Origin of the sequence: Stieleria sp. (assembly GCF_041595215.1) — a bacterium.
Taxonomy (GTDB): Bacteria; Planctomycetota; Planctomycetia; order Pirellulales; family Pirellulaceae; genus Stieleria; species Stieleria magnilauensis.
The window spans coordinates 1-3861 of the sequence record NZ_JBFHKV010000854.1 but is presented as its reverse complement, the minus strand read 5'-3'; the positions used below and the strand labels follow the sequence as shown (position 1 = coordinate 3861).

Annotated in this window: 3 protein-coding genes; 1 reads left to right on the top strand and 2 read right to left on the bottom strand. The window is 58.8% G+C overall.

The window, feature by feature from the left end; translation table 11 throughout:
* Window positions 1-204 precede the first annotated feature (204 nt).
* Window positions 205-1323, bottom strand: a complete 1119-nt coding sequence (locus ABX749_RS25220) for a glycosyltransferase (RefSeq protein ID WP_372898436.1) — start codon at window positions 1321-1323, stop codon at window positions 205-207.
* A 978-nt stretch (window positions 1324-2301) separates the two neighbouring features.
* Between ABX749_RS25220 and ABX749_RS25215 the strand changes: the two genes are divergently transcribed.
* A complete protein-coding gene (locus tag ABX749_RS25215) occupies window positions 2302-3051 on the top strand; it encodes a class I SAM-dependent methyltransferase (protein WP_372898435.1) in 750 nt (249 codons plus the stop codon).
* A 157-nt stretch (window positions 3052-3208) separates the two neighbouring features.
* On the opposite strand, the gene ABX749_RS25210 is transcribed toward ABX749_RS25215, so the two are convergent.
* A partial coding sequence (locus tag ABX749_RS25210) for a tetratricopeptide repeat protein (RefSeq protein WP_372898434.1) occupies window positions 3209-3861 on the bottom strand: 653 nt, incomplete at its 5' end.

Below are 3861 nucleotides of genomic sequence, written 5' to 3'. Positions count from 1 at the left end.
GTTTTCGATTTTCACTCCATCGGACAAATCGACGCCCGAATTCAGAATCAGCACGCCGGCGCAGAGGTTGCATCGACCGAAGCGAGTCCGGCTGGAGGTCATCGCTGAGGAAACGCTCGCAGCGTCTTGATCTCGTGTGGCCCATCGTGAGATCCGCAGACGCATGACTTCCCCGTCACTCGCGTCGTGTGGTCCGAGCGTGTTTTATCGGGATAGCAATAATTCGTACAACGCTTCGTAACGCTCGATCATCTGGCGGTTGGAGAAATAGTTTTCGACGTGTTGCTGATTGGCCTCGCCGATCTGGCGGCGCAACTCGGGGGAGCGAAAAAAGGCGTCAGCCAGACGTGTCAGGGCGGCACTGTCGCCGGCAGCGAACCCCTGAGATTGGCCGCGTCGGGTGGACGCGTCGCCGAGCAATTCGATGCTGCCTTCGACTCGGCTGCAGACGGTCACGCAACCGGCGGCCATCGCTTCCAGGACGATGTTCGGCATGCCTTCGTAATGGCTCGGCAGCAACAGCATCGTGGCGGCTTTCAGGAACGGCGCGACATCGTTTTGCCAGGGCAGGATTTTGACACGATCCTGGCCCACTTCATCGGCCCAGCGCGACAGCGGTTCTCGCAGCGGGCCGTCGCCGATCATCACCAGTCGCCGGTTACTGTGATCAGCAAACAGTTCGTGGAACTGCTGTTGAATCAACTCGATCCCTTTCTGGGGATGCAGTCGACCGATGAAGACCGCGACTTGGCTTTCGCTCGGCCAACCGATTTGGGACCAGTCCAGCGCCACGGCGTCTCGATAGGTTGGCACGTCGACGCCGTTGGGGATGACGGAACACGATTGAGGGTTAGCGGACAGCTGCTCGATCGCGAAGGAACGAACCTGTTCGCTGACGCAGACGAGGTGACTCATGCGGCGGATCGCTTTCGATTCCAGGATCAACCGCACGCGTTTGGCTTCGGCGACGCGAAGCCCGCCGACGACGTGTCGTACGCCGGCGCGTTTGGCTGCGAGGGTTCCCAAGCAGTTGGCGTGGAAGAGGAAGGTTTGGCAAACATCCGGTGGGTCCGCGTGGATTCGGCGGGCCAGCCAGCGGGTTGCCGAGATCATCCGGCTCCAATGATCAAAGCCACCGAATTCAACCGTCACGTGTTCGTCGGCCAAGCGGTCGACCAGACGGTGTCGGTCAGCCGACGGCGCCGAACCGATCGAAAGCACGCGGACGCGGTGACCCCGCCGTTGCATCCCGATGGCTAATTCGGTTAACGCTTTCTCGGCGCCTCCGACGTTCAATTCGGTGATTAAAAAATCAACTCTCATGGGATGGGATACGAAGTGGAATCGGTCTTGGTTTTTCCGTTAGATTGCATGTAAGGTCCCTGCAATCGTCTCAATCACCCGATGGAGCGAAACTTGATTGACGGGATCGTCAAATCAAACCCAATTCCATCGGATCGATGGGCGAAGTTGTTGGCAGTGCCTCACTGTTCGATTCCGCTCGCAACTTCAGGGCGAGCAAGTAGCTATAGGTAAAGAGATGATCACTCCGTCTAGCTGGTCTGTCCCGCCAAGCTTAACGATCGAGTCCGTTCACGGGCTGAAAGAAACGTTGGTCGTGGGTCCCAGCGGCATTTGGCCATCGACATCATCGGCGGCTTCCCGCGATGGCTCGCGTGGCCAAACGGGAAACGTCGGCGATCCGGCAGGCGATGCTTCACGCCCGAACGGCCCCGGCGACCGCCAGGGCCCCGGCCGAGAAAGCTGAATTTCGCTGAGTGGCTGTTGGTGACTCCCCTGGTGGGCGGCTTTGTGTCGTCCGTCACTGCTGAATCTTCAGGACCACACCGGTCAAACGCTTCGGCCCGATCCCGCCACGTGACGGCCAGCCGATTTAGGCACAATACCGCTAGGTTGCGTCTCGTTTCCTCGGGTTTGCGCCCTGTCGGCTTGCGCCAAACGGCTGGTCATCGTTTGATCATCAGCCGGTTCGCGCCAGCGTGCGGACCTCTCCATTCTGCTTCACTTGGCGGTATTTGCTTACGCGTCCGCACCTGACGAGATGGCTTTGGACGCTCCACGCCTGCAAATCGGCGTCTGCTTTGTAACGGCGACGTAATAAATGGTGCGAATTGTCTTTCCAGCGGCGTGGCACGAGCGATCCTAAACCGTTAACCTATCACGGGTTTGGGGTTTCCCTGCCGAGAGGTCTCCGATTTGACGGCTTGGCAAAATTTGCCATGCTTTTCGCTACAGACTAGCCGAAAACATCGGGTGGGGCGGTGCGTTCGAAGCGATCAGGTGTCGCTGCTGGCCGGCCAACCATACCACCTGGCGTTCGTCGCCCAAGAGCAATTGTTGATGAGCACCGCTACGCCGCACCAGCAAGATTCAAAAGACAAGTCCGATTCCGAGCACAAACGGTCGCGTGTGCCGCACGCGGCCAAGCTTTATCACAACCTTGTTCCCGCCTACCAAGCATTTTGGCCGGCCGTCGCGGGCAAGAATATTCGTGCCGAAGTCGGCGCGTTGCAGCTGGCCAAAGATACCAAGGTTCTCGAGGTCGGCGTCGGCACCGGGCTCTCATTAGCAAGCTATCCCACACACATTCGATTGACGGGCATTGATCTGTCCGAATCGATGTTGGCCGAAGCCCAGACATTGATCGACAGAAAGGGTTGGGACCACATTTCGGTTCAACCGATGAATGCCGAAGAGTTGGAATTCGAAGACGACCAATTTGACGTGGTGACTTCGTTTCACACCGTCAGTGTCGTGTCCAATCCCGCCAAGATGATGCGTGAGCTGGTCCGCGTTTGTCGTCCCGGCGGGCAGATTCTGATCATCAATCACTTTCGCAGCGACAATCCCATCATCGCCCGCGTGGTCGATTCGGCCGGCAACGTCACCAAACGACTCGGTTGGCGAACGGATCTGGAGCTGGAAGAAGTCTTGCGTGAGTTGCCCATTCGCATCGACCAACGCTACAAGCCCAACCCGTTTTCATTCTTCACCATCATGAAAGCGACCGCCAAGCCGGATCGCGTTTAGGCTCGGCTGCGAGCGCGTTGGCATGCTGTGCATGCCTTCGGTCAGCGCGTAGGGCATGCTGTGCATGCCATCGGTCGCTTGAGCTGTCACGCACAGCGTGACCTACCTGGCGCGTCACGCACAGCTTGACCTACCTGGATATCACGCGCCGCGTGAGCTACTCGCGTTTGCTGAGGTGGTCGGCGTAGACCTTGGCGACGTCACCCATGTAGTTTCGCGGCGCGTCGGTTGCGGCGAGATTGAGGTGTTGTTTGGCCGTCGTGTCGTCGCCCAAGGCGTCTGCGTAGAGCCCCAGGTAGAAATGCCCATAGAACTTGGCCGACTTTTCCGCCGACGTGCCGGCCGTGAAGGAATTCATGCGTTGTTTGACCGGTTCGGGGTCACCGGTGCGAAGCATCTCTAAGACCTCGGCCATCGGAGCCCTGGAATCGTTCGGCGCGGGCAACAGCAGTTGTTTTGCCTTTTCGGGGGATTCGTTTTTGGCGATGCACAGAAAATGCCACGCCGCGTTTTCGACGTCGTTGGGATTCACCTCACGGTGGACTTCAAACAGCTCGGCGCCTTCTTTGAATTTGCCGTCGAAGTAATACGCGATCCCCAGTTGCCACAAGTACGGTCGATCGTTGGGGCGTTTGGCCAAGTAGCCCTGGAACATCTCGATCGCGCGTTTCGGTTCACCGCAGCGAAGCAAGGTGTCACCGGCGACGCGTCGAAACTCATCGCTCGCCGGCGACTTGGCGAGTTTGTTGGCCGCCTTCAACGCCGCCGGGTAGTCTTGTCGCTCGAGCGCCTGACGTGCTTCGCCGGCCC